The 24278-nt window shown below is 61.2% G+C and carries 21 protein-coding genes; 9 read left to right on the forward strand and 12 right to left on the reverse strand.

The genetic code is table 11. The features are described 5' to 3' along the window. Positions 1–33 precede the first annotated feature (33 nt). The 5 genes from NXC24_RS01280 (at position 34) to NXC24_RS01300 (ending at position 5662) form a co-directional block, all read left to right on the forward strand. On the forward strand, positions 34–1305 hold the full coding sequence (locus NXC24_RS01280; protein ID WP_104821646.1) for a CpaE family protein: 1272 nt from the start codon (positions 34–36) through the stop codon (positions 1303–1305). Between the two features lie 81 nt (positions 1306–1386). Continuing rightward, a complete protein-coding gene (locus NXC24_RS01285; protein ID WP_104821647.1) occupies positions 1387–2868 on the forward strand; it encodes a CpaF family protein in 1482 nt (493 codons plus the stop codon). Positions 2869–2878: 10 nt separating this feature from the next. After that, a complete protein-coding gene (locus tag NXC24_RS01290; protein ID WP_104821648.1) occupies positions 2879–3886 on the forward strand; it encodes a type II secretion system F family protein in 1008 nt (335 codons plus the stop codon). Positions 3887–3905: 19 nt separating this feature from the next. Next, positions 3906–4886: a type II secretion system F family protein gene (locus tag NXC24_RS01295; RefSeq protein ID WP_104821649.1), complete on the forward strand. Its 981-nt coding sequence runs from the start codon at positions 3906–3908 to the stop codon at positions 4884–4886. 131 nt (positions 4887–5017) lie between these two features. Further along, on the forward strand, positions 5018–5662 hold the full coding sequence (locus NXC24_RS01300) for a LysE family translocator (RefSeq protein WP_104821650.1): 645 nt from the start codon (positions 5018–5020) through the stop codon (positions 5660–5662). Between the two features lie 7 nt (positions 5663–5669). Here NXC24_RS01300 and NXC24_RS01305 read toward each other — a convergent pair whose 3' ends face one another. Beyond that, positions 5670–6497: a tetratricopeptide repeat protein gene (locus tag NXC24_RS01305; RefSeq protein ID WP_104821651.1), complete on the reverse strand. Its 828-nt coding sequence runs from the start codon at positions 6495–6497 to the stop codon at positions 5670–5672. Between the two features lie 148 nt (positions 6498–6645). Between NXC24_RS01305 and NXC24_RS01310 the strand changes: the two genes are divergently transcribed. The 4 genes from NXC24_RS01310 (at position 6646) to NXC24_RS01325 (ending at position 9884) form a co-directional block, all read left to right on the forward strand. Continuing rightward, complete coding sequence (locus NXC24_RS01310; RefSeq protein ID WP_104821652.1) at positions 6646–8037, forward strand: M17 family metallopeptidase; 1392 nt, start codon at positions 6646–6648, stop codon at positions 8035–8037. 210 nt (positions 8038–8247) lie between these two features. Continuing rightward, positions 8248–8598 (forward strand): MarR family winged helix-turn-helix transcriptional regulator, encoded by a 351-nt coding sequence (locus NXC24_RS01315; RefSeq protein ID WP_104821653.1) that lies wholly within the window; start codon positions 8248–8250, stop codon positions 8596–8598. Positions 8599–8712: 114 nt separating this feature from the next. Then, complete coding sequence (locus NXC24_RS01320; protein WP_104824947.1) at positions 8713–9567, forward strand: NlpC/P60 family protein; 855 nt, start codon at positions 8713–8715, stop codon at positions 9565–9567. A gap of 77 nt (positions 9568–9644) precedes the next feature. Beyond that, positions 9645–9884: a hypothetical protein gene (locus tag NXC24_RS01325; RefSeq protein WP_104821654.1), complete on the forward strand. Its 240-nt coding sequence runs from the start codon at positions 9645–9647 to the stop codon at positions 9882–9884. Positions 9885–9931: 47 nt separating this feature from the next. Here the strand turns inward: NXC24_RS01325 and NXC24_RS01330 are convergent, their stop codons facing one another. The 11 genes from NXC24_RS01330 to NXC24_RS01380 form a co-directional block, all read right to left on the reverse strand. Next, a complete protein-coding gene (locus tag NXC24_RS01330) occupies positions 9932–11326 on the reverse strand; it encodes an amidase (protein ID WP_104821655.1) in 1395 nt (464 codons plus the stop codon). 126 nt (positions 11327–11452) lie between these two features. Beyond that, positions 11453–12319: an ABC transporter permease gene (locus tag NXC24_RS01335; RefSeq protein ID WP_104821656.1), complete on the reverse strand. Its 867-nt coding sequence runs from the start codon at positions 12317–12319 to the stop codon at positions 11453–11455. Beyond that, complete coding sequence (locus tag NXC24_RS01340; RefSeq protein WP_104821657.1) at positions 12316–13269, reverse strand: ABC transporter permease; 954 nt, start codon at positions 13267–13269, stop codon at positions 12316–12318. Before NXC24_RS01340 ends, NXC24_RS01335 begins: the two co-directional genes overlap by 4 nt. Before the next feature lie 90 nt (positions 13270–13359). Continuing rightward, entirely contained in the window at positions 13360–14889 is a 1530-nt protein-coding gene (locus tag NXC24_RS01345) for an ABC transporter substrate-binding protein (RefSeq protein WP_104821658.1), read from the reverse strand. 136 nt (positions 14890–15025) lie between these two features. Next, positions 15026–16024 carry a P1 family peptidase gene (locus NXC24_RS01350; RefSeq protein WP_104821659.1) on the reverse strand — a complete coding sequence of 333 codons (999 nt, stop codon included), beginning with the start codon at positions 16022–16024 and terminating at the stop codon, positions 15026–15028. A 301-nt stretch (positions 16025–16325) separates the two neighbouring features. After that, entirely contained in the window at positions 16326–16520 is a 195-nt protein-coding gene (locus tag NXC24_RS01355; RefSeq protein ID WP_104821660.1) for a hypothetical protein, read from the reverse strand. A 511-nt stretch (positions 16521–17031) separates the two neighbouring features. Beyond that, positions 17032–19959: an aminotransferase gene (locus tag NXC24_RS01360; RefSeq protein ID WP_104821661.1), complete on the reverse strand. Its 2928-nt coding sequence runs from the start codon at positions 19957–19959 to the stop codon at positions 17032–17034. Between the two features lie 211 nt (positions 19960–20170). Next, complete coding sequence (locus tag NXC24_RS01365) at positions 20171–20731, reverse strand: hypothetical protein (RefSeq protein WP_104821662.1); 561 nt, start codon at positions 20729–20731, stop codon at positions 20171–20173. 137 nt (positions 20732–20868) lie between these two features. Continuing rightward, positions 20869–21753, reverse strand: a complete 885-nt coding sequence (purU, locus tag NXC24_RS01370) for a formyltetrahydrofolate deformylase (RefSeq protein WP_104821663.1) — start codon at positions 21751–21753, stop codon at positions 20869–20871. Between the two features lie 193 nt (positions 21754–21946). Beyond that, positions 21947–22972, reverse strand: coding sequence for an acyltransferase (locus NXC24_RS01375; protein ID WP_104821664.1), 1026 nt, complete (start codon positions 22970–22972; stop codon positions 21947–21949). 37 nt (positions 22973–23009) lie between these two features. Continuing rightward, on the reverse strand, positions 23010–24254 hold the full coding sequence (locus tag NXC24_RS01380) for a hypothetical protein (RefSeq protein WP_104824948.1): 1245 nt from the start codon (positions 24252–24254) through the stop codon (positions 23010–23012). Between the last annotated feature and the right edge of the window lie 24 nt (positions 24255–24278).

The following is a 24278-nucleotide window of genomic DNA, read 5'->3' on the forward strand; positions in this document are numbered from 1 at the left end:
GAGGATAATCGGCCGGCGGAACAGGATAGAATCATGAGCGCTATCAATTACGATATCAGAAAGCCCGAGATGGAGGACGATGATGCGCCCCGCACGGGCGATCTCGAGAACATGCGACCGCTGCCGCGCATCTCGGTACACGCCTTCTGCGAAAGCGAGCAGTTGCAGCAGGTGATGGACCGATGCGCCAATGATCGGCGCATGTCCAAGGTCAGCCTCAGAATCACCAGCGGCAGCACCGCGGCGGCGGCGAACATGTTCGCCTCGACGCCGACGCCCAATCTGATCATCCTGGAAACCCGGGCCAATCCGGGCAATCTCCTGGCGGAGCTTGCGCCGCTCGCTGCCGTCTGCGATCCCAGCACCAAGGTGGTGATCGTCGGTCATCACAATGATATCGGCCTCTATCGCGAACTCATCCGCAACGGTATTTCCGAATATATGGTTCAGCCGGTTGCCATGGCCGACGTCATGGCGGCGATGACGGCGATCTTCGTCGATCCCGATGCCGAGCCGCTTGGCCGCAGCGTCGCCTTTATCGGCGCCAAGGGTGGGGTAGGGGCATCCACCATCGCGCATAATTGCGCTTTCGGCATCTCCAACCTGTTCTCGACCGAGACCATTCTCGCCGATCTCGATCTGCCCTACGGCACCGCCAATATCGATTTCGATCAGGACCCGGCCCAGGGCATCGCCGAGGCCGTCTATGCGCCGGAGCGTCTTGACGAGGTTTTCCTCGATCGCCTGCTGACCAAATGTTCGCAGCACCTGTCGCTGCTTGCTGCCCCCTCTATGCTCGATCGCGCCTATGATTTCGACGGCCAGGCCTTTCAGCCCGTGCTCGACGTCCTGCAGCGCAGCGCGCCGGTGAGCGTGCTCGACGTGCCGCATCTCTGGACGGAATGGACGCGCTCGGTGCTTTCGGCCGTCGACGAAGTCGTCATTTGCGCGGCGCCCGACCTTGCCAATCTGCGCAACGCCAAGAACATGTTGGATGCGCTGCGCAAGCTGCGCCCCAACGACAAGGCGCCACATCTCATCCTCAATCAGGTCGGTATGCCGAAGCGCCCGGAAATCGGTCCCTCGGAATTCTGCGAGCCGTTGGAGACCGACCCGATCGCCATCATTCCCTTCGATATCAACTTGTTTGGCAACGCCGCCAACAGCGGCCGCATGATTTCGGAGACCGACCCGAAATCACCGGTCGCCGAGACCTTCTCGCAGATATCGCACATCGTTACCGGGCGCGTTGCCCTGAAGAAGGCAAAGAAGGGCGGCCTGCTCGGCCTTCTGAAGCGGAAGTAATTGTTTGATGTCGCATGATCTTGTTCGAAGGCCGGTTCGTGTTTTTGAGATCATGCTCTAGCGTAGAATTGGATCGACGGCATGTTTGGCAGACGCGGAAATGAAGGTCCTGCAAAGAGCGGTGGCGTGACGCCTCCGCCGTCGCCGCCCCGTGCGCCGTCCGCTACTGCGCCTGCGGCATCGACAGTGCTGGTCGAGCCGGCGCGCGAGGGGTCACAACCGCGCCAGCAGGTGGCGCCGCCGTCGATGCAGACGCCGACACGCCGCCGGCCGGCGCGCACCGAAGAATATTACGACACTAAGTCGCAGGTCTTTTCCGCTCTGATCGATACGATCGACCTGTCGCAACTCTCCAAGCTCGATGCCGAGGCTGCGCGCGAAGAAATTCGCGACATCGTCAACGACATCATCACCATCAAGAATTTCGCGATGTCGATCTCCGAGCAGGAGGAACTGCTCGAGGACATCTGCAATGACGTGCTCGGCTACGGTCCGCTCGAACCGCTGCTTGCCCGCGACGATATCGCCGACATTATGGTCAATGGTGCCGGCCAGACCTTCATCGAAGTCGGCGGCAAGACGGTGGAATCGGAAGTCCGCTTCCGCGACAATGCACAGCTCCTTTCCATCTGCCAGCGTATCGTCAGCCAGGTCGGCCGCCGCGTCGATGAATCGAGTCCGATCTGCGACGCCCGCCTGCCGGACGGATCGCGCGTCAACGTCATCGCACCGCCGCTGTCGATCGACGGCCCCGCGCTCACCATCCGTAAATTCAAGAAGGACAAGCTGACGCTCGACCAGCTCGTCCGCTTCGGCGCTATCACGCCGGAAGGAGCCACGCTGCTGCAGATCATCGGCCGCGTTCGTTGCAATGTCGTCATTTCCGGCGGTACCGGCTCGGGCAAGACGACGCTTTTGAACTGCCTTACCAACTATATCGACCGCGACGAGCGCGTCATCACCTGCGAGGATACGGCCGAACTGCAACTGCAGCAGCCGCACGTCGTCCGCCTCGAAACCCGCCCGCCGAACATCGAAGGCGAAGGCGAGATCACCATGCGCGATCTCGTTAAGAACTGCCTGCGCATGCGTCCTGAACGCATCATCGTCGGCGAAGTGCGCGGACCGGAAGTCTTCGACCTGTTGCAGGCGATGAACACCGGCCACGACGGGTCGATGGGCACGATCCACGCCAACACGCCGCGCGAATGCCTGAGCCGTATGGAATCGATGATCGCGATGGGCGGCTTCAGCCTGCCGGCGAAGACGGTGCGCGAGATCATTTCCACATCCGTGGACGTGGTCATCCAGGCCGCCCGCTTGCGCGACGGTTCGCGCCGCATCACCCAGATCACCGAGGTGATCGGCATGGAAGGCGATGTGATCATCACGCAGGACCTGATGCGCTACGAGATCGAAGGCGAAGATGCGAACGGCCGTATCATCGGGCGGCATATGTCGACCGGCATCGGCAAGCCGAATTTCTGGGACCGCGCCCGCTACTACAACGAGGAAAAGCGCCTGGCTGCTGCCCTCGACGAAATGGAAAACAAGTCGAAATAGGACTTTCCCGATGTTCGGTGTCGATCCGGTAGTGCTTCTGATTGTGGTGCTCGCAGCCGTCTCCGCGGCGGCTGTCTGTTACAGCATCCTCTATTCCCGGATCGAGAGGCAGAAAAAGGCCGACAGCCGCGTCAACCGCATCAAATCGGCCGAGACCGACCGTATGCAGGTCAAGGCGGCGCGCGACCGCGTGCAGGAAATGTCGAAACGGCGCAAATCGGTGCAGGATTCGCTGAAGGATCTCGAAAAGCGCCAGTTGGAGAACACCAAGAAGAAGCAGTCGCTGAAAGTACGCCTCGGGCAAGCCGGCCTGTCGCTAACGCCGGCGCGTTTCTATCTCTTCAGCGTCCTGTTCGGCTTCTTCATCATGCTTGTCGTCTTCCTGCTCGGCGCACCGGTCGCCGTCTTGGTCGGCCTTCCCTTCGCCGCCGCCTTCGGCCTGCCACGTTGGGTCATCGGTTTCCTCATCAAGCGCCGGCAGAACAAGTTCCTCGATGAATTCCCCAACGCGCTCGATCTCATCACCCGCTCGATCCGCTCGGGCCTGCCGCTCAATGACGCCGTGCGGCTGGTGGCGGGCGAGGCGCGCGAGCCGGTGAAAACCGAGTTCCGCCGCGTCGTCGAAGCCCAGCAGGTCGGCCTGAGCATGACCGATGCCTGCGCGCGCATGACCAACCACATGCCGCTGCAGGAGGTGAACTTTTTCACGATCGTCATCGCCATCCAGGCGCAGGCCGGCGGCAACCTCTCCGAAGCGCTGGGCAACCTCGCGCGCGTGCTGCGCGAGCGCAAGAAGATGAAGGCGAAGGTCACCGCGCTGTCGATGGAAGCCAAAGCCTCGGCCGTCATCATTGGCTCGCTGCCCTTCATCGTCGCGACGCTCGTCTATCTGACCTCGCCGCAATACATGTTGATCCTTTTCACAGATCCGCGCGGCCATTTGATCCTGGGCGCCGCCGGCATCTGGATGTCGGTCGGCATCTACATCATGCGCAACATGGTCAATTTCGAGATTTGACCGAAGGAGACGCCGAGCCATGTCCTCCGATTTCGCCAGTAGATTGACCGATCCCAGCACGGTACTCGCCGTTTTCGTGGCGATCGCCGTCTTCGCCACCTTCTACACGATCGCGGTGCCCTTCCTGGAGCGCGGCGATCTCAACAAACGCATGAAAGCCGTTTCCACCGAGCGAGAACAGATCCGCGCCCGGGAACGCGCCCGCTTGACCGCCGATGGCGGCAAGGCGTCGCTACGCAGCCAGAACAACCAGAATGTCCGCCAGATCGTCGAGCGCTTCAATCTCCGCACCGCTTTGGTCGATACCAACACGGTCAATCGGTTGCGAGCGGCCGGTCTGCGTTCGGAAAATGCGCTGAACATGTTCCTGGTGGCGCGTTTTCTGCTGCCCTTCCTGTTCTTGATGGTTGCCGTCATTTTCGTTTTCGTCCTTGGCTACTTCGCCGCCAAGCCCTTCGCGATCCGCCTTCTCGGCGTTATCGGCACCGCCTATCTCGGCTTTTACGCCCCGAACATCTATATTTCCAATCGCATGACCAAACGGCAGAAATCGATCAAGCGCGCCTGGCCGGATGCGCTCGATCTCATGCTGATCTGCGTGGAATCGGGCATTTCCATCGAAGCCGGCATGCGCCGCGTCTCCGAAGAAATGGCGGAGCAATCGCCGCCGCTCGCCGAAGAAATGGTGTTGACCACGGCGGAACTCTCGTTCCTGCAGGATCGCCGTACCGCTTTCGACAATCTCGCCAGCCGCACACAGATCGAAATCGTCAAATCGGTGACGCAGGCTCTGATCCAGGCCGAGCGCTATGGCACGCCCATCTCGCAGGCGCTGCGCGTGCTGGCGCAGGAAGGCCGCGACGAACGCATGAACGAGGCGGAAAAGAAGGCCGCCGCCCTGCCGCCGAAGCTGACGGTGCCGATGATCGTCTTCTTCCTGCCCGTTCTCATGGCCGTTATCCTTGGCCCGGCGGCTATCCAGGTGATGGACAAATTCTGACATACAAAACTTGCCGCCGGTGCCGGACGTGATTAATTTCCAATCCTGCGTCATCGGCAATGTGAGGCGGATGATACCGGCGCGAAGATGGCGCCGTCCGCCCCGAGGCCGATCGTATCGGGAGGATTTTCATGTCATCCATAGCTATCTTTTTCAGCATCATCGCCGCCGTTTTCATCGGGGCGGTCAGCCCTGGTCCGAGTTTCGTTCTCGTTTCCCGCATCGCCGTTTCCCGCTCGCGCAGGGCTGGCCTTGCCGCCGCGCTCGGAATGGGTGCCGGCAGCGTCACCTTCGCGACTTTGACCCTGTTCGGTTTGAACGCGCTGCTGATGCAGGTCGAATGGCTCTATCTTGCCCTGAAGGTCGCCGGTGGCCTGTATCTGATCTACATTGGCATCCGCATTTGGCGGAACGCCGCCCACGACCTTTCTATCGACGCTCCAGCCACGCCGATCGGCGGGAGCGTCGGGCGTAATTTCTGGTTTGCGCTGGGGACGCAGCTCAGCAACCCGAAGACGGCCATTTTCTACGGCAGCATTTTTGCAGCACTTCTTCCGGCCGAACCCGCTCCCGGGCTGATGCTCGCCGTGCCACTGGCGGTCTTCGCCGTCGAGGTGGGTTGGTATACGGTTGTGACACTCGCCTTTTCGTCAAACCGTCCGCGCGCGCTCTATCTCGGCGCCAAGCTTTGGATCGACAGGATCGCGGGTGCCGTCATGGGAGCGCTTGGCGTCCGGCTGGTGGCGGAAGGCCTGCCGCGGCATATCTGGCGCTGAAACCGCTCTAGTTAACCGCTTTCTTGCCGCCATCGCCGGCGGCGAGTTTTTGCCAGGAATTCTGCTGCGCCAGCATGGAGCGCAGATAGGCGACATTGGCGTTCGCCTGCTGTGGCGTCAGTTCCTGGCGGGCGATCTTTTCGGCTTCGGGGAAGCGGCCCTGCAACCCAACCACGAGAGCCAGATTCTGGCGCACGCGGCTGTCGGCTGTCGGCTGAGCGGCGGCGGAGCGAAGATAGGTCTCGGCGGACTTCAGATCGCCGGTCAGCACATAGGACATGCCGAGATTGGAAAGGATTGTCGGCTCATTCGGCTGCAGCACGAGTGCATCGCGATATTTGCCGCGCGCCTCGGTCGAGCGGCCGAGCTGATCGAGGATCGCGCCTTCGGCCGAAACCAGCCGCCAGTCCGGGCGGTCCGGGGTCTGCGCGCGATCGATGGTCGCAAGCGCATCCTGGAGCTGCCCGGCAGCGGCCTGAGCCTTGCCGTAGGCAGCCAGTACGCCGCGATCGTCGGGATGGGCGATCGCCACCTGCTGCATGACCGCCAGCGCCTGATCGTTGCGCCCGCTCATGCGCAGCGCATTGGCGTAGTTGACGCCGGTATCGCGGTCTTTCGGATTGGCCTCATAGGCTTTGCCGAGGGTAAGGGTCGCCTGCGCGAGGTCCGCGCCGTTCATCTCGTCGACCGGCTTTGACATTGTCGGGATCGAGCCGGTCGTCATCTTGTCTTTTCCGGTCGTCGAGCAGCCGGCGAGTACAAGCGCCATAAGTGCCGCTGACGCACCGTGGAGCAGGAAGGTCTTGAATGTCGACGTGGTTGACGAAGTGGCCATGGCGCCTATCCCGAAATGCCTGAGTCCTGCGCCTGGCCTCAAATCGGAACAGGGAAAGGTTTGACGCAATGTTCGCTCCAGCAATAATCTGTTAACCCTAACAGAGAGTTAACCCGCGATTCCCGGAAATCATTGCCAAAGGATAGTTATGGCCCCCTATCAGTACATCGAGCGCGCGAGCCCCTTCAACTCGAAGGGTGGCGCGACGCTGCCGATTTTTGCCGTCACTCCGGCACATATCGAGACTGGCACCATCGATCCCATCGCCCTCGATTGGGCGAGCAAGGCCGGCTACAAGGCCGATAGCGGCTCGCTGCTATTGATTCCGACCGAAGAAGGCCATCTCGGCGGCGCTCTGTTCGGCCTTGGCTCCAACCCCTCGGAACAACCCTTCCTGACGGGCAGGTTGGCGCGTAGCCTGCCGGCGGGTGATTGGCATATCGAGACCGCGCCGCTCACGGCAAACCGGCTTTCGCTCGGCTTCGGCCTCGGCAGCTACCGGTTCGAGCGCTACAAATCGGAAAAAGCCAACCCGCCGACGCTGATGATTCCGCGCGATGCGGACGCCACCGATATCAAGCGCCAGCTCGCCGGCGTCTTCCTCGCCCGCGACCTCATCAACACCCCGACCAACGACATGGGACCGGAACAGCTCGAAGCCGCCTTCCGGGCGCTCGCCGAGCACTACAAGGCGGAGGTGTCCGTCATTATCGGCGACGATCTCCTGAAGCAGAATTTCCCGTTGGTGCACACGGTCGGCCGCGCCAGCGCCGATGCGCCGCGCCTTCTGGAACTGCGCTGGGGCAAGAAGGGTCATCGCCGCATCACGCTGGTCGGCAAGGGTGTCTGCTTCGACACCGGCGGCCTAGACATCAAGCCGGCATCCTCCATGCTGCTGATGAAGAAGGATATGGGCGGTGCCGCCAATGTCATGGGCCTGGCGCTGATGATCATGGACGCCAAGCTGAAGGTCGATCTGCGCGTCATTATTCCGGTCGTCGAAAACTCGATTTCGTCCAATGCCTTCCGTCCCGGCGACATCTACAAGAGCCGCAAGGGCCTGACCGTGCAGATCGACAATACCGATGCCGAGGGACGGCTGATCCTCGCCGATGCGCTCTCCTATGCAGACGAAGAAGCGCCCGATTTGCTGATCGACATGGCGACATTGACGGGCGCTGCCCGTGTCGCACTCGGCCCGGACCTGCCGCCCTTCTTCACCGATGACAACGATCTTGCCAACGATCTCACCGAAGCCAGCCTGGAGACGGACGACCCGTTGTGGCGCATGCCGCTTTACATGGGCTACGACAAGGATATCCGCGCCAAATTCGCCGATATCACCAATGCCCCCTCCGGCGGCATGGCCGGCTCGATCACCGCCGCTTTGTTCCTCCAGCGTTTCGTGACGAAAACGCCGAGCTGGGCGCATTTCGATATCTTCGGCTGGGCACAGAGCGAACGTCCTCACTCGCCGGGCGGCGGCGAGGCGCAGGCCATCCGGGCGCTGTATCACTATATCCGCCAGAGCGTGCGATAGGGCCGAAGTACTGCCTCTCACCCGCCCTCGTGGTTAGAGGCTACGGTCCTTTGGACCTTCGCACCTCACCATGAGGTGGCCGCTGGCGGCCCGAATGTGCTGCAACCCTTCTCCCCGCATTACGGGGAGAAGGGTTGGCGAATTCCCCTTGAAACCGCCATGATCTTGGCCGAGACTGAAACGGTAGCGTAACGATCTTCGAGGTTGCCTTTGCCGCTTGAACTCTCTGCCTCGCAGGCTCTCGGCCTCTGGCAAGGCGTGGCGCTCGAGCAGGTGCGTCGCGAGGGTCATGACTTGACGCTTCGGCAGATGGCGATCCTCCTGCAGATCTACCTCGTGCCGCCACCGCATACGGTGCGAGGGCTCGCCGCAACGCTCGGCGTTACCAAGCCGGTCATCACCCGTGCGCTCGACACCATGGGCGAGATGGGGCTGGTCGACCGCGTCCGCGACGAGCGTGATCGCCGCAACGTCATCATCAAGCGCACTGTCGCAGGCGCGCTCTATCTGGAAAAGCTCGGTGATCTCGTCATCGAGCAAGGCCGCAAACTATCCGTCTAGAGCAGTTCAGCGCTTCACGGAATCGCTGAACTGCTCTATCTCTTTGTTTTCACGCAATTCCGGACGGAAAACCTCTACGCACTTTTCCTGGAATTGCTCTAGAGGACCATGTTCATGATGCTCGACCGCCGTCTCAATGCCTTTCGGCCCGATCTTGCCGAGGCCTCCCTTCGGGGCAAGGTCGAAGCCGGCCGTTTTGTCGAGGGCACCAGAGCGCAGGTCGTCGATCCCGTCGCCGCCCTTCGCCCGCAGCCGGATCTGGCGCGCGGCATCGACACCGAGCTTTTGTTCGGCGAAGAGGTCGATGTCTTCGAGCGCAAGGATGGCTGGTGCTGGGTGAAAGCGGTGTCGGACGGCTATGTTGGCTATCTTCCCGAAAAAACGATCCTGACGGAACAGGCCGCACCCACGCATGTCGTCGTGACGCAGCGGACGTTTCTCTATCCCGAGCCGGAACTGCGCAAACCCCACGCGGATATCCTCTCCATGGGCAGCCGCGTGCGCGTCACCGGCACGGCCGAGACGCGGGGGAACCATTATGTCGTCCTTGAAGACGGCGCGGCCATCTTCGCCAAGCATGTCCAGCCGATCGGTTACAATGATGGCGGCGACTATGTCGATGTCGCCTTGCGCTTCCTGGAAACCCCCTATCTCTGGGGCGGCCGGTCCGGTCTCGGTATCGATTGCTCCGGCCTCGTGCAGCTCGCATTGTTGATGACGGGCCGCGACGCGCCGCGCGATGCGGACATGCAGGCGGCTGGCCTCGGCGAACCGATTACGCGTGAGGAATTGCGCCGCGGCGATTTCGTCTTCTGGAAGGGCCATGTGGCCATCATGGAAGACGAGAAAACCATCGTGCATGCCAACGGCCATACGATGACCACGGCACGCGAAGATTTTGCCGCCGCCGTCGAGCGCATCGGCTGGCTCTATGAGCAACCGACAGGCTACCGCCGCCTGCAGGGCTGAGAGCCGGTCGGAACTGGTCTGAATCTAAACCGTTATTTCCTCGATTGAACACCTTCTTGTTCGAGAGGAGAAGCATCATGCCGATCACGGCCATGGAACAGGTGATCAGGGATATCCTCCACGACAGCCATCTGAGGCGCAGTCGCAAGATCGATCGGCTGCGTGAGCTGCGGAGCGAAACTCGCGGCATCCAGCGCGCCGGCAGCGCCAGCATGATGAGTATAGATGACGGCCTACAGGATGACCTGCATGTCATCGAAAAGGCCTTGCGGCAGCTTGGCGCCGATGTCGAGGAGAAAGGTGCGGCCCGGCTGTAGGCCTTCACCCTTGCCCCAGCGGGGAGAGGTCGCGCGGTACGCGCCGGTCAGGGAGCAGGTGGCTTCGGCCAGTTCGTGACCCCGCCGGTCCAGGTTTCGAACGCCTTCGAGAGTTTCAGCACCAGCATGTCGCCAAAACGCGGACCGACGATTTGCAGTCCGATCGGCATGCCGGAGCGGGAGAAGCCGCAATTGATCGATGAGGCCGGCTGCTCCGACATGTTCCAGGGAACGGTAAAGGCGATGTGCTCGAAGGGCAGGGCCGGATCGTTGGTGGGGGAGGCCCAATCGGCCGGATAGGAGACAATCGGGTTGGTGGGCGATAGCAGCGCATCGACCTCGGTAAACAGCTTGCCGCAACTTCTGCGCATCTCGATCGTCTGGTTGAAACCGCGCACCGCTTCGACACCGCTGATATCGGCACCGCCCTTCGCCCATGTGTAGATATAGGGCAGGATCAGGTCGCGGCGCTCCTCGCTCAATCCCATGATATCGCTCCAGAAACGCGCTCGCCAGAAGACATCCAGCCCATCCAGCATCTGCTTTGTCAGCACCGGCGCGACGTCGATAATCGTAGCGCCCGCTTCTTCGAAGCGCTTGGCGGCGGCGACAACCGCATCGCGCACCTCGGCATCGGCGGGCAGGCCGCAGCCGGCATCGAGCATCAGGCCGATCTTCAGCCCGCGCACATCGATATCGAGATCCATCCAGTCGATCTCGTTCGGCGGCAGGCTGGTGCCATCGCGCCAATCGGGCCGCGAGAGCGTGGCCATGGAAAAGGCGGCGTCCTCGACCGTGCGGGCCATTGGCCCGGCGCAGCGGCCGACATAATAGGGATCGACCGGAATGCGGCCATGGCTTGGCTTGAAGCCGAAAATGCCGGTCCAGCCTGCCGGCAGGCGCACCGAGCCGCCGATATCCGTGCCGATGTGCAACGGCCCGTAGCCGGCAGCCGCCGCCGCCGAGGCGCCGGCACTGGACCCACCAGGATTCTGGGTCGGATCCCAGGGATTGCGGCTGAGTTTGTGGAAGCTGGAAAGACCGGAGGACAGCATGCCGTAGTCCGGGCAGGTGGTTTTGGCGAAGATCACCGCGCCATCTTCGCGCAGGCGAGCTGCGACCGGCGCATCCTCGGCGGCGGGAATGAGTTCGACGGCGGCCGTGCCGAGCGGCACCGGCTGGCCCTTGGTGGCGATCAGCTCCTTGAGGGTCACCGGAATGCCGTCCAGTGCTCCGAGCGGCGCGCCCTTCGCCCAACGTTCGGTCGAGGCGGCCGCCTTCCGGCGCGCCACTTCCGGCTCATAGGCGTAGAGTGCGGCGATCGTCGGCTCCCACGCCTCGATATGTTTCTCCAGCGCCAGCCAGTATTCACTCGGCGAAAGGCTCTTTTCGGAAAATTTCCGAAGGAGTTGGCGGATGGAAAGATCGGTCGCTTCGGTCATGGTCCATTCTCTTCGTATGTCGAAGTTAGAGCGGTTCAGCGTTTAACGGAATCGCTTTCCCGCTCTATCCTTTTGTTTTTACGCATTCCGGACGGAAAACCGCTCCGCACTTTTCCTGGAATTGCTTTAGCGGCGTGCCGCGCGTGGATCGAGAAGATCGCGCAGGCCGTCGCCAAGCAAGTTGAAGCCGAGGACGCAGAGTGCAATCGCTAGGCCCGGCAGGATGGCGAGCCAGGGCGCTTGTCCAAGATAGGTCTGCGCTTCCGCCAGCATCCGCCCCCAGGTCGGCGCCGGCGGCGGCACGCCGAGGCCGAGGAAGCTCAAGCCGGCTTCGGTCAGGATCGCCAGGCCGAGCTGGATGCTCGCCTGGACGATGATGATGCCCATGATGTTCGGCAGCACATGCCGCATGGTGATCGACAGGTGCGTATTGCCGAGGGCGCGCGCCGCCAGCACGTAATCCCTGCTCCAGGCCTGCAGCGCCGAACTAAGCGCCACGCGGGCAAAGACAGGAACCATGAAGGTGGCAATGGCGGTGATGGCGGTAAAGCGTCCGGTACCGAGAAAGGCGCCGAGGATCATGGCCGAAAGGATTGGCGGCAATGCGAAGATCACGTCGCAGGTGCGCATAACGAGCGATTCGAACAATCCGCGCTGAGCGGCAGCGGCAATGCCGATCACCGTCCCGATCGTGCCGCCGATCGCGACCGCCGACACTGAGATCGACAGCGAATTCCAGCAGCCGACCATCAGCATCGACAGCACGTCATGGCCGAGCTGGTCGGTGCCCAGAAGGCCGAAGCCGAAAGGAGGCTGCAGCTTATGGATGATCTGCATTTTCGCGGGCGGCACCGGCGTCCAGAAGAGGGACAGGATCGCGACGCCGACGAGCGAAAGAATGATGATGGCGCCGACGATCAGATTGGCGCGGCGCAGGGCGCGGAACCGGGAGCGGCGGGGAGGAGCGGGGGCGACGGTTTCGACCGTAATCATCGCGCGCCTCCGCTGCGAAGTCTGGGGTCGATGACCAGAAAGGAGAGATCGACCAGGAAATTCATGATGATGACGAGGGCGGCAAAAAACAGCACGACATCCTGCATGACGACGATGTCGCGCTGGCTGAGCGCCTGATAGGCGAGCCGTCCGAGACCCGGCAGGTTGAAGACGTTCTCGATCAGCACGGCACCAGCGACAAGGAAGGTGAATTGCAGGCCGAGGATGGTCAGTATCGGCACCAGGGCGTTCGGCACGATATGGCCCCAGAGAACGGCACCGCTTGACAGGCCCTTGGCGACCGCCGTGCGGGCGAAATCCTCATGCAGCGTGTCGAGCACGGTCGAACGAGTGACCCGTGTCAGCACACCTGCCTGCGGCAGAGCCAATGCCACCGCCGGCAGGATCAGCGCCCGGAGTGCCGGTCCCAGGCCATCGCTCCAACCGGGAAATCCTCCCGCCGGCATTAAGCCGAGCGAGGTGGAAAACAGCAGGATCAACAGCAGGCCCACCCAAAAGCCGGGCACGGCGATGCTCATCTGCGAAAACAGCGTGGCGATAATATCGAATATGCCGCCGCGCCGGGCGGCGGCCGCCACGCCGAGCGGCACGGCGATGAGGATGGAAAGAATGATGGCGAGGATGGCAAGCGGCAATGTTACGGCCAGCCGCTCGACGATGAGGCCGGCGACCGGCACACCATAAGTATAGGACTTGCCGAGATCGCCAGTCAGCGCGCCGCCAAGCCATTGGCCGTAGCGGACGATCAATGGCTGATCGAGGCCCATGTCGTGTCGCAGCGCGGCAAGCGTCTCCGGCGAGGCCGAGGTGCCGAGCGTGATGGCGGCGGGATCGCCCGGCAGCAGGGCCATCACCGCAAAGATCAGCAACGAAACGGCGATCAGGGTCAGGATAAGACCTGTGATCCGGCGGGTAAGAAGTACGATCATTGCATGCCCATCGCCGGATCGGCTCCAGCATCGAAACATTCGACAGCGGGCGAGGTGATCCGCCCTGCTGTCTGTGCGGAACCGAAGAGATCAGTCTTCCCAGGAGACGTTGGTCAAGACATTCGAGGGGATCGGCTCGTTCTCCCAAAGCCCCTTCAGCTTCTTGTCCCAGACCCCGAGCTTCGGCATGACGAAGAGGAAGAGCGCGGGGGCATCCTCGGCCAGGATCGTCTGCGCCTCGCCGTAGAGCTTGTTCTGCGCGGCCGGATCGGCGGTTAGCTGGATCTTCTTCATCAGCTCGTTGAAGACCGGGTTCTTATAATTGAAATAATAGGGGTCGCGCGAATAGATGTCGATGTCCAGCGGCTCGGCATGGGCGACGATGGTCATGTCGTAGTCGTGGCCGGTGAAGACGTCCTGCACCCATTTTGCCGGAAATTCCGTCGGCTCGATATTCATGGTGACGCCGATATCGGCAAACATCGCCTGCATCACCTGGGCGCTACGCGGCGCATAGGCCATCTGCGGCGTCTTGATGGTGAAGGTGAAGCCATTCGGATAGCCGGCCTCGGCCAGCAGCGCCTTGGCCTTTGCGGGGTCATAAGGCAGCGTCCCCGTCAGCTCCTGATATCCCGGGTCGTTCGGCGTGTAGTGGCTGCCGATCGCCGTGCCGAAACCGGACCAGGCGCCGTCGATGATCGTCTTGCGGTCAAGTGCCATCATCAGGGCCTGGCGCACCCGCTTATCGTCGAAGGGTTTGCGCGTATTGTTCATGCCGGCGACGACTTTGAGTTCGGTATTGCCGACCTTGGTCATCAGCCGCGCGTCGCCGTCGAAAGAGCTCATCAGCTCCGGTGCCGCGAATTCCGGAAAGGCGTCGAGATCGCCGGCCTTCAGGGCTGCCGCTTCCGCCTGCGGATCGGAAATGAAGCGGAAGGTCACCTTGTCGAGCTTCACGTCGACGGATTTGTTCCAGTAATCCGGGTTCTTTAGGAGCTCCACATGGTCGCCCTTGGCCCAGGCCGAGAATTTGAACGGGCCGGTACCAACAGGCGTCGTCTTGTCGTCGGCAGCAGACTTCGGGCCGACCATGACGGAGGAGGGCCAGGCGAGCCAGTAGAGCAGGCTGCCCGTCGGCGAAGAGAGATGCAGCACCAGCGTTTCCGGGTCCGGCGTGTCGATCGAGGCGATGGTTGCAAAGAAGCGTTTCTGCGGATTGATGGATTTGCCGTCACGGGCGCGATCGAGTGCGAATTTCGCCGCCGTCGAATCGAAGGCCTCGCCGTCGTGAAACTTGACGCCGGTTTGCAGCTTGAATGTGTAGGTTAGCCCGTCGGGAGAGATTTCCCAGCTTTTCGCAAGCTGCGGCACGATCTTGCCGCTCTCGTCGATAGCGACGAGCCCTTCGAAGATGTTCTGCCAAGTCACCTGACCAATGGCGACGGGTGCGGCGATTGTCGGATCGAGGCCGGTGGGTTCGACGCTCATGCCGATGTTCAGCGTCGTCTTGGCCGCTTCCGCCGGCGCTATGCCCAGTATCAGCAGCCCGGCCGACAGCGTGGCGCCGCAGGCAAGACGGCGCGCATAATCGCCCAGGTCTGAACTCGAAAACTTGGTCATCTCAATTCCCTTGCTCCGGCTCCCGATGCCGGTTTTCCCTCCGGCAAGGCCATTTTTTTGAAATAGTGTCATCTCGCAAGCGCACACACAATTGCGAAAATTTGTGCTGCGCATGCCCGGCGCGGTCCCGAAATGGCTAAATTATCCGGTCCGGAAAGCGGTCCCGCCAGGCCGGCAGCGCGCCTGCGACGGCCAGCGCCGTTGCTTCGTAGACGCCGCGGGCAATGGCACGCGCCATAACGAGGGTGGCGAGATGGCAGAGTTCCATGAAGCTCAGCAGGTCGTCTCTCTGATGTTTGCCGGTCGAAGCGGCAAACACCGTGTCGCCGTCGAGCGGCAGATGCGTGGGCAACAGCGCGCGGGCAAAACCGTCATGGCCGCAGATCGACAGCCGATGCGCTTCCGCCTTGGTCAACGCAGCATCGGTGACGATGGCGCCGATCGTTGTTGCCGTAACATTCGCGCCCTTCAGCCGCAGTCGGACGTCGATGGTTTCGGGCATGCCGAGACCGCCGAATTCCCCGCCGATCTCGAAGGGAGCGGCCCAGAAATGCGGTCCTTCGCCGATGGTGGCCGAGCCCAGCGCATTGACGGCGACGATGGCCGCGATCCTATGTCCCTGGCTGCTGACGGCGCTGGCCGAGCCGAGGCCGCCCTTGACCGTCGCCGTCGTCGCACCCGTGCCGGCACCGACCGTGCCGAGCGGGAAGGCACCCTTGCCTGCGGCCTTGAAGGCGGCGTAACCCATGTCGCGATAGGGCGAATGCAGGCCCCAATCCTTGTCGCCGCCATTGATGAGATCGAAGAGGATCGCCTGCGGCACCAGCGGCACGCGCGCGCTGCCGACCTGCAGGCCGCGGCCGATGTCGCGCAGGCCCGCCTGCACGCCGCCCGCCGCATCGAGACCGAAGGCTGAGCCGCCCGACAGCACCAGCCCGTCGACTACGCCCACCGTCATCGCCGGATCGAGCAATGCCGTGTCGCGTCCGCCCGGCGCACCGCCGAGCACGGAACAGGAGGCGACTGCCGGTTCATCGAAGATGATGGCTGTGACACCGGAGCCTAGCGCAGGATCGGTGCAATGACCGACGCCGACGCCTTCGATATCGGTTAGGAGATTGAGGAGATCAGCCAATGAAAAATCCTTCGCCTTTCAAAGCGCGAGGTCGTCATGGCGATAGGATCGCAAAGAGGGGGAAAAGACAAGATGGGTTTGTCGAAGGTGAGTGCTGTGGAGGCCGACCCTCGTGGTTCAAGGCTCCGGCTTTCAGCCTGCGCGCCTCACCATGAGGGCGGAGAGACCGTGGCGATCGGACGGAGAGGCTTTCGATGGGCCGGTACAAAAGATCAACCCCCACCCAGGGAGCGAACGACGCTCGAAGAGCAAGGGCTGATGATGTGGTGTGGTGATGGTGGGGAATAGCCGAGCCGATCCATCAAACGTGGATCGGCTTAGCCTGTTGGCGGACGAGGAGATCGCGGATGGCGAGTTTGACCTCATCCGCGCTTCTGAAACGCTGCTCGTCCAGATCATGGACATGATATTTCACGGCTATGAACTTCAGCCGGTCTTCATCCGGAACAACGATGCCGACGGGAACGCCAGCATATTCGATGACTTGCTTTTTCATTAAAAATACTCCCTCCGCGCCCTAGCGGCGCAGATATGGCGAATTGACTGTTTGAATCCGATAAGAGGACGAACGTCACATTCGACAGCGCGGGCGGGAGAGTGCGCCCGAGCGGTCATGGCCAAGCACGGACCGCCCAAGGATCGAAGCGATGACTTTAAAGTTCAGCATGTCACTTCCTTAGTTGGTGTTGTACTTGTAAGGCCCCAACGGGAGAGGCCTGCGATCTGGTGTTCTATTGTCTACAATCTTGGTAGATAATAGCAATTCCATCTTCAGAAACATATTCCGAAAGATGTCAAAATATCGACGATCGGGAAAATAAAATTCCGTATCCGACTAACTACGAGAAAGCCTGTATCAACCTCCGCGCAGCCTCCCGTATCGGAAGGGTATTGCCGATCACCGTCCCACAAATAGGAATTGGAACGAGATTCGACAATGGCCGAGAAGATTAAAAATCGGTTTGCCGCCAAATCTCCTCAATGGTTAATGGCGGGGATGGCAGGCCCTAAACGCCGTCCTCCAGCGCCTTTTCCAGGGCTTTCACGAAGAAATCGGTGCTTTCCGCCGAGAGGCAAAGCGGTGGTTTTATCTTCAACACATTCAGGTGATCGCCGGTCGGCTGCATGATGACGCCAAGCTCGAGTAGCCGCTCGCAGAGAGCGGCCGTCTCTTCCGTGGCGGGTGTCAGCGTCTCGTGATCGCGGACGAATTCGACGCCGAGGTAGAGGCCCATGCCGTGCACGGCGCCGATCAGCGGAAAATGCTCCATCAGCGCGATCAGCCCAGCCTTCAGGTGGTCGCCGATGATGCGAGCATTCTCCTGAAGGCCTTCGTCCTTCATGATGTCCAGCACGGTAAGGCCGACAACCGAGCTCACCGGACTGCCGCCGGCCGAGGAGAAGAAATAGCCCTCTTTCTCCAGTGATTCGGCGATCTCCCGCCGGGTGATGACGGCGCCGAGCGGATGGCCGTTGCCCATGCCCTTGGCGATGGTGATGATATCGGGCACGACGTCCTGGGTCTCGAAGCCCCAGAAATGGTGGCCGAGCCGGCCGTAACCCACCTGCACCTCGTCGGCGATGCAGAGGCCGCCCCGTTGCCGGACGGCGGCGTAGACATCGGCGAGATAGCCGCGCGGCAGGGCAATGCCGCCGGCATTGCCGTAGACCGCTTCCGCGATGAAGCCGGCGAGACCCTCGGCCTTCTCGTCGATGGTCTCCAGCAAGGTCGTAACGCCGGCCACGTAGTCCGCAGCCGAATCCGGACCGCGGAACGGGCCGCGATAGGTATTGGGCGAAACGAGCGGATGCATCCAGTCCGGTCGCGTCGTCAACGCCTGCGGATTGTCGGCAATGGAAGTGGAGACAGCATCGCTTGCCAGCGTCCAGCCGTGATAGGCCTCCAGCAGGCACAGCATGTTTTTCTTGCCCGTATGCGCCCAGGCAAGCCGGATGGCGAGATCGTTGGCCTCGGAACCGCTGTTGACGAGAAAGACGCTATCGAGACCATCGGGCGCCAATGCTGCCAAACGCTCAGAAAATTCGGCAACGGCGGCATAGTGGAAGCGGGAATTGGTGTTGAGCCGTGACCATTGCCGCTCGATGGCCGCCGTCAGCCGCGGATGCGCATGGCCGAGCATGGTCACGTTGTTGACCATGTCGAGATAGGTGCGGCCTTGTGTGTCGAACACGAATTCATGCCAGCCGCGCTCGATCTGCGGCGGGACGTCGTAATAATGCTTTTGCGGGCTGGCAAAATGCGCTTCGCGCTGCGTGAGAAGTGCGGCGCTCTCCAGCCGCGGCGCCTCGCAGGCCTCGTTCAGGAGAATGGCGGGCGAGGGGCAGACGGCCGACCAGCCATCGGCCTGGTGGGCTGTGGCAAAGAGCGGTGGCACCATCCCCGGGACGCGGCAGAGCTGCACGCGCAGTCCCCCGATGGCCGAGCCCTCGCTGCCGATCGTGCCGACGATCGCCCCTTGTTCCACCTCGGCGCCCTCTTCCAGCGTGCACTCGACGCCGTCGAGATGCAGGCTGACGGTTTCGCCAATCAGAACGAGATGCTGGCCATGCCATTGGATGCGGCCGGCAAAGGGCGCGGTGACGGTCGTGCCGGCCGGCAGGCAGATATCGCTATGCAGCGCGAAATTCTGCGGCGGCGTCATGCTGAGAAGATCGGCATGCGACAGACGGAATTCCCCGTAGCGCGTCGCAGCCGAGCCGGAAGCGATGGCCGCCTTGGCGAGCAACCGCCAGTCCATGTCCGGCTTTAGCCAGTTACCGTCGACGAAATGCGGGCTGGTCACGGAAAGATCGACGGCGGCGATGTGATCCGATGCAATGTCCGGCAGCAATACGGACCAGCCGTCGGTGGCGAGCGGAGCGAGATCCATGCCCGCGGCCCGGAGGATCGCCGCTTCCATCACGTCCGGCTGCGCGCCGGTGGCAACGTCGAAAATCTCGCGCTCGAGTTTGAGATTGCCGCGCACGTAATCATTGTCGGGGTCGATGGCGAGCTGTTGCTCGCCGCTGGCGGCGAGAATCACCGCGCGGGCGACGATCAGCGGCCAGAGCGCCTTCAATTCGGCTTCCCCGAGCGGATAGATCGCGTGATAGGCCTTGATGGCAGGGAGGATGTAGAAGGGATCGCCTTCGGCGTGGTGAAGCAGCGAGGCGCAGGTGACGGCGAGGTCGCCCACCACCCAGCCCTGGATGATGTCGCCGAAATCGATCACCCCATCCGGGATAGGCTGCCCATGCGCATCCGGATGACTGACGACATTGTCGCCGGTGACGTCGTGATGGACGGGCTGCACGCGAAGCCCGCTCGCAAGCGGCTGGATGCGCTTTACGGCCGCGACCATTGCCTTGGCGATGCGGTCGCGCGCCTCGTGATCCGATATCGCCGACAGGAGCTGCACGGCGACCGGCCCGGCGCGGCGCAGGTCCCATTGCAGGCTGCGGTGGAGGCCGGGATGTTCGAAATCGGCAAGGTCACGGGCGAGCCGGCCGGAAAGGGCACCCAGCGCCGAAACGGCGGCGACGGGCAGATGCTTGCGCCGAGTCAGCGATTGACCGGGGAGATAGCTGAGCAGCCGGACAAGATAATCCTGCTCGCGAATGGTGACGACGAGAATATCCCGGCCGCTCAGCGAGGGCACGATGTTGGGCACGCGCGGCGCATCGGGTTTCGCATGTAGATGGCGGATGGCGGCGTTCTGCGCCTCCAGCTCGACCGTGTCGTATTCCGTTCGGCAGATCTTCAGAACGTAGCTGTTGTCACCCGCGTCGATACGGTAGTTGCGGTCCTGCTGACTGCCGAGTTCGGTAACCGTCCCGGTCAGGCCGTAATGCGTCTGCAAGATCTCCGCCGCCGCTTCCGGCGTGGTATCCGGTCTTGGCAGTTGCATGCGATTGACGAGCGCGGCGTCGGTCATGGCTCCCCCGGATGGTTCATCTGCGTCGACACTAAACCATTCCGTCCAAAAGAAAATCACCGAAAACGAATAGGGTGATCTAACGTTAAGACGAAAGATAGGCTCCCGATTACGCCTGCCTAGAGCGCCATGCGTTCATTTGCATGAAAGCGGGATGCTCAAGAGCGCTGTGCGTTCATTTGAATACACAAAAGTCGGTCTTGTTCGGACCCTACTCAACCTCGATTGAATAGCTGCAGCCGGCGAGCGTCTTGCCGGGATGGTAGATGTCGGTCGAGACGTCGAGGGCGATGCGCGAATGCAGGACCGTGTCGGAATTCTCCAACTGCTCCTTCTTGGAGAATATCTCCCTTTCGGCAAGATATTTGTCGAACCGGTCGACCGCAGCGGTGACGCCCAGCTCCTTGGCAAGCGGATGCGGATCGGCCTCGTTGATCAGTGCAAGCGGACCGGAGGAAGCAAACGCGATCCTGTCGGTCTGTCGCCCGAAAACGGTGATCGGCTTTGCCAGCTTGAATTCCCGCAGCAGAAGGCTGGTCGACGGCTGCTCGGTAATGCCGAACCGTCTCATTGCCTCATCGCTTTCCGGTCCGGTCAGCCACATGGCAAAGCCATTATAGCTTGGCACGTCATAGGTCGTGCATTCGATCAGCTTGGCGAGATCGATCTTCGAAGGGTCTTCTTCCGAGGTCATTGCGGCCGTTGACACCTGTGTGCTCACAAGGATGGCAAGGGCCGAGAGCGGCAGGATTCTCTCCAGATATGATCGCATTTTCCTCCTCCGCAACCTCCAAGCGATTCGATATCGGCCGCATTAAATCGCAATTTAGCGGGAAAAGGAAATAGGGACATGGAGGCGCAGATCGCGGGTTTGCGAATTCGGCGCCCCTTGCCCATAGCCGCGTGTTTTTACCCCATCCGCTCCGAGGCATAGCTTCCGGGGCTTGCCGGGAAGACGATGGTGCGGTTGCCGTTGAGGAAGGTGCGGTAGTGGATGTGGGCATGGATGGCCCGCGCCAGTACCTGGCTTTCGACATCGCGGCCGATCGAGACATAGTCTTCCGCCGACTGCGCATGCGTGATGCGGGCCGTGTCCTGCTCGATGATCGGACCTTCGTCGAGATCGCCGGTGACGTAATGTGCCGTCGCCCCGATCAGCTTCACGCCGCGCTCATAGGCCTGCTTGTACGGGTTGGCGCCCTTGAAGCTCGGCAGGAAGGAATGGTGGATGTTGATGATCTTGCCCGACATCTTCTTGCACATGGCGTCCGACAGCACCTGCATGTAGCGGGCCAGCACGATGAGTTCGGTGCCGGTCTGCTCGACGAGGTCCAGCAGTTGCGCTTCGGCCTGCGGCTTGTTGTCCTTCGTCACCTTGATGTGGTGGAAGGGGATGTCGTGGTTGACGACCACCTTCTGGTAGTCGAAATGGTTGGAGACGACGCCGACGATGTCGATCGGCAGCGCGCCGATCTTCCAGCGATAGAGCAGGTCGTTGAGGCAATGGCCGAAGCGCGACACCATCAAGAGCACCTTCATGCGCTTCTGGGCATCATAGATCTCGGCATCCATCTCGAATTTCTCGGCGACCGGCTTGAAACCTTCGACCAATGCCTCCTGCTTGACGCCTTCCTCGGAGATGAAGGAGACCCGCATGAAGAACTTGCCGGTATCGAGATCGTCGAACTGGCTGGAGTCGACGATATTGCAGCCCTGGTCGGCCAGATAATTCGCTATCGCCGCAACGATCCCGCGCGTCGATTTGCAGGATACCCGTAGAACATAGCTCTTCATGTTTCTTCCCTCGTAAGGCGGCTCGTCGTTTCGCCGCTCGCTTATAGCAATCGAAAGGCACGGGAAAGCTCCCCGCCCATTCCTCGCAACAGAGCTTAAGATAGGCGGCGGAAAATTCCGTTCCCATTGCGCCTTTCAGCCGCGTATCCCCGTCGTTCTGAGGGAAAGCCGCTGCAGATCGATGAGAAACGGCTCAGGCGATGGCGGCCTGCTTCTTTTTCCACTTGCTCCAGCGGCTGGGTGTCGTCAGCTCGTGGACGATCGCGCCGCCAATCGCCGAGCCGACGATGCAGCAACTGACGAAGATCGGACCATGCGCCATGATATCGATCTTCAGCACGCCGCAGACGACGCGCAGAAATGCCAGCGTGAAGGCATGGGTGATGTAGATGCTGTAGGACGCGTCGCCGAGATAGCTCAACCAGCCGATGACGGGAAGCTTGGAAAAATCGATCGAGACGGCCGAGTAGAGAATAATGACGGCCGGAATGCCCCACATATAGGAGCGCATGTTGGCATCGCAGAGCGTCTCGTTGATCAGCAGGAAGGCGAATCCGACCACCAGCGCCGGCCAGGCGACCGTCTGCGGCAGCAGCACTTTTTCGAGATAAAGCTTGGCGAGAACGACGCCCGCCAGGAATTCATAGATGATCGGGTCGCCATAGACCGTGGTGGCGGTCGTTTCTACCGGAAACAGGTGGCAGGCGAGGATGATCGCCGTCATCGTGCCGAAGAGGGCATGGAGCCGCCATTTTTCGCGCACCAGCAGCAACAGGCCGAAGACGAAATAGAAGAACATTTCATAGTTCAGCGTCCAGCCGGGCACGACGACGGGTGCGATGAGGCTGGGATCGGCAGCATTGTGCCAGGGCAGGAATAGAAGCGAAGCGACGAGGTGGGGAACGTCGAACACCGTCGATTTCAGGATCGATGGCGCGACGAGAGCGACGGCGGCGGAAAACAGTGTCGCCAGCCAATAAAGCGGCACGATGCGCTGGATGCGGCGGCGATAGAAGTCGAGCGGGCGCACTTCACGTCCTGCCGTGGTCAGCCACATGACGAAACCGCTGAGGACGAAGAAAATGTCGACGCCAGTCTCGCCGAAGAGATGGAATTGCCAGTCGAAGCCGGAATTGACCTTCGGTACCTGCAGCACTGAATGAAAATAGACGACCATCAGCGCAGCAATGGCGCGCAGATACTGCAACTGTACAAGCATCCCGATCCTCATGCGGCCTCGGCCGACATGAAGCAAGTCAGCCCGGCACTCTGCTGCCATCCACATTTGCCGGCTGTGTCCGGGCAATGCGCGGCTTTTCAGAAACGCGCATGTAACCGATCAGCAGCCAGAGCAGGCCAGCGATTTTGATGGAAAAGATCGCCGTACCGCCGATCATCATATTCAGAAAAATGAAAAGAGAGAGTGAATGACCGCACCGTCTTTGCGCCGGGGTTGCACCGGCGGGAAAAAGGCAGACGAACAGCCAGAACATGATCAGGCCAAAAATCGTCGAACCGTAGATGAGGTAGACATAACCGCTGTCGGCGAATTCCCCGATACGCGCAATATCCAGGCCGAGGATCGCCTGGAAATCGAGATCCAGCATCTTCTTGACCGTAACGCCGATACGGCCGGTGAAATTGTCGCCCATTTCATCCGGCTTCATGAAATGCACGAAGAAGCCGATCAGGATGATCAGCGGCATCAGGATGAGATCGAAAGCCTTCGGAATCTTCGGGAAGACGAAGTAGCCGATGATGCTGATGCAGGAGAAGATCAGCATGGTGCGCGTATCGTTGGTGAGCAGGATGAGCAGCACCGTCGAAACGAATAGCGCCTTGTCGATCCTGCCGAGCTTCGGCCAGAAGGAGAGCAGATAGATGACGATCACGCCGCAGAAATTGGCGAGCGACACCTGCTCCAGGAAGATCGACGACGACCGGTGGTCGATGAGGCCGAAGGAGAAGCGGCCCTGGAAACCGAGTGCGTTGGCGAACAGGCCGGTACTATTGAAGCTTGCCTGCTTGATGCCGCGGGTATTCTCGAAATATTCGCCGGGATGGAACAGGCTGACATAGAAGGGCGTGCTGACGATCTCGCAGACCAGAAACAGCAGCACGAAGAAACAGCCGATGCGGAAAGCCATTTTCACTGTCCGCTCGCTCGCCCAACTGCCGATGCCGGCGAAGGAGACGATGATCAGCACGTTGCGGAACTGGTCGATGAAAGGCACATGGTTCAGCACGGTGATGTAGATCGTGATGATCAGCGTGAATGTCAGAAAGAGGAAGATCGGCAGATCCTCCTCATAGATGCCCTTCTTCAAAATGAACGCGACGCTGGAAAGCATCATCATGCCTTCGCAGAGCACGACATGCGAGACGGCAAGCGGCGTGATGTTGTGGTTGATATAGGCGAGAATGCAATTGTAGAGGACCGAAAACAGTGTGATCGCCAGGATCGGGTAATCGATGCGCTGCTTGTCCGTGAGGGTTTTCATGAAATGTCCAGGGCTGCCGCGTCC

This window comes from Rhizobium sp. NXC24 (genome assembly GCF_002944315.1).
Lineage (GTDB): Bacteria > Pseudomonadota > Alphaproteobacteria > Rhizobiales > Rhizobiaceae > Rhizobium.